This is a genomic window from Congregibacter sp. (assembly GCF_965660375.1).
Classification (GTDB): Bacteria; Pseudomonadota; Gammaproteobacteria; order Pseudomonadales; family Halieaceae; genus Congregibacter.
Map to the genome: position 1 here is coordinate 1 of NZ_CBFHZO010000052.1, position 2,798 is coordinate 2,798.

Here is a 2,798-nt window from a genome sequence, read left to right on the forward strand (position 1 = left end):
ATGAAGTTCACCAGCATGGAGGTCACCATGATATCGATGCCCAGGAAAAAATCGCTGGCAAAATGGCTGCCCAATATACCGAAGGTAGCCATCACGCCACTTGCAATGATGGCAGTCTGCGGCGTGTGACGGCGAGGGTGCACCTCCCCGAGGGCCTTGGGAAAGATGCCGTCCTTCGCCCAGGCAAACATCAAACGGGAGACTGCTAAAAGCATGGCAGGAAGATCATTCAGCAGGGCTATCGCCGCGCCGGCGATAATCGCTACCGCCCACACCTCGGGAAGTACGTAGCTCAGCAGTCCCGGCGCGGTAACGTCCCGTTGCAACGATTCCTGGGCCACAAATTGCCAGGGCACCGTGTGATACACCGCCGCAGTAAACAGAAAATAGAAGGAGCCTACGCTGAGCATGGCGATGGCGATAGCCAGAGGGAGGTTGCGCCGGGGATTTCGTGCTTCGCCGCCAGCCTGGGCGATGGAATCAAAGCCAATAAAGCTGGAGAACAAAATCGCGGCGGCGGCAAAAAAAGTGCCCAGATCAAATGTCGAGTCTGCAGCGGAAAGCAGCGACTTGTTGTCCCGCAACCGTAAGCCCTCGGCAAAGTCCTTTGGGTCGTGGGAGAAACCGGCAATCACCACAACGGCGCCCAGGGTAAACATCAGCAGCATTAAGGGGATAAGTGTTCGGGTGTAGAAGCGTGATCCCAGCAGATTCGTGCCCACAAAAGTCCAGAGCATTGCCAGAGCAAGGCCCACACGCACCGCGCCGTTCTCCAGAAGCGCGGCGGTTTGAGTCCATTGCAGCGCCAGGGCGATGTCCCGGATAAACGGCACGATAATGTAGGCGATGACGCCGATCACGATAGACAGCCCGAACCATTGGGAAAAGCTTGCAACAAAACCGAGATAGGGGCTGAGACCTCGACTGGCATAGAGATAGCTGCCGCCGGCGCGGGGCATAGCCGAGGCCAAAATCGCATAGGCCAGTGCGGCGAGGATGGCTGGTAGCGCCGCGAACAAAAACGCCGGGAGCACCCAGGCCCCGATGCCGGGCACGTTGCGCTGAATCATAAAAGGCACCACGTACACTGATGCCCCAAGCATGGAGCAAATACCCGTAGCCGCCAGCGCCCCCAAGCCGAGCTCGCGCTTGAGTGCGCCCTGCTCGGTATTGTTTGCTGCTTCTTCGGTCATAGTGAGGGCTGTGTGTTTTTGCGTCCGCTGGCGTGAAACAGCGGATCCGCGGCCTGAAGTATCTTCATGCGCAGTTGTGGGTTGTAGTCGGGCCGCTTTGCCAGGAACTCCCGTACAAGCTCGGCTACTTCGGTGGCGCTGTGAGGTCCCAGCGTTCGGTTCAGCCACGCACTGGGGAAGAAAATATCTCCCGTCACCTGGATCTCTTCCAGCAGCTTCAGGCTCGGCAAAACATAACGGGCCGAATGATTCAGTCGGGTGGGGTCGTGCAGCCTTCTGAGCGCGTCACTCACCCAGACTTCGGTGGCCCGATTGGCCGGATCGCTCAAAGATTCAAAAAATGCGTCGCGGATATCACTATCCGGCGACAGCGCCGGCGCAAGGAAATTGAGGCGTCGCAGCCTGTCGGGGTTTTTCGTCTGCTCACGCTGCGCGGCTATGATGACATTGGCCTGATCCGGCAGGCGCACCGCCAGTATTTCAGCAAGGCGGATTTTCTCGGCTTCCTGCAGACTGAGGTTCTCGATCACCTCGTCGCCACTCCACACCAAGCGCACTCGCTCCAGCGCGGGCTTTGATAGCGCCAGTCCGCTGTAAATTTCGAAGAACCGCTTGGTTTTGCTGGGCGTGTCCTGCAAGTCTATGGTCTGCCAAAGGCTGTTCTCCAGGCCAACGCGGCGCGCATCTCGCTGGTCCGCCGTGAGCAGACTGAAATAAACATAGCGCAGCTGACTGGCTGCCAGTTCGATGAGCAGGTCATTGCCCTCCGTCATGAGAACAGTCTCAAGCCTCTCGAGGTAGTTCAGTGCGCTTTTTTCGTTATTGGCCAGCAGATCTTCAAAGGACGACACCAGCATTACGCCGCGTTGCAGCGGCGTCAGCGATTGCCATGCGTCAAAAATCGCATCGCTGACCGGGAAACGGCCGTAACCCAGGCCGTTAGCGTTAAGCAGCAAATCTCCCTCGCTCGCGTCTTGCACGGATTCCGGCAGGGGGGCATTTCTGGCCGCGAGCATGTTCACTTCGCTTGCTTCGTTTAGCGACAACACAGAAAACTGCTGGGGCCATTCACGCCCTTTGCCCTGGGGGTCAAGCTGCTGCAAAACCCACGGGGAACCCTTTCCATTTTCCTTCGCGAGCGTGAAATCTGGCATGCCCTGTGTATTGACCCAGACCTCACTCCAAGCGGTAAGGTCGATGGTGGTTTTTTCGTCGAGAATCTCGATAAGTCCGGGCCAGGTGGCATTGGCATAGCTGAAACGGTCCAGGTAACTGCGCAGGCCATCACGAAAAGCGGTCTCACCCAGCAGGAGCTCCAGCTGACGCATCATGATGGGCGCCTTGTGATAGATGATGGGGCCATACATTTGCCCCGCCAGATTCAGGTTGTCGAGTTGCTGGCGAATGGGGTTGGCGCCTTCGCTGCGGTCTACGCCATAGGCCTGGGGGTAGTGGCTCACAAGGAAGTTGAGGTCGTGATCGGTGTCGGGAAACTGCGGGTTCACGATCTTGTCCGCCATAAAGTTGGCAAAAACTTCCTTGGTCCAGACGTCGTTAAACCAGCGCATGGTCACCAGGTTGCCAAACCACATATGCGCTGTTTCG

2 protein-coding genes are annotated in these 2,798 nt (G+C 57.7%); both read right to left on the reverse strand.

Going from position 1 to position 2,798, the window contains the following annotated elements; all coding sequences use genetic code 11:
* The coding region (locus ACTG3T_RS04360) for an APC family permease (RefSeq protein ID WP_439101041.1) at window positions 1-1,193 on the reverse strand (1,193 nt) is incomplete at its 3' end.
* The coding region (locus tag ACTG3T_RS04365; protein ID WP_439101042.1) for a M1 family aminopeptidase at window positions 1,190-2,798 on the reverse strand (1,609 nt) is incomplete at its 5' end. The genes ACTG3T_RS04365 and ACTG3T_RS04360, both read right to left, overlap by 4 nt.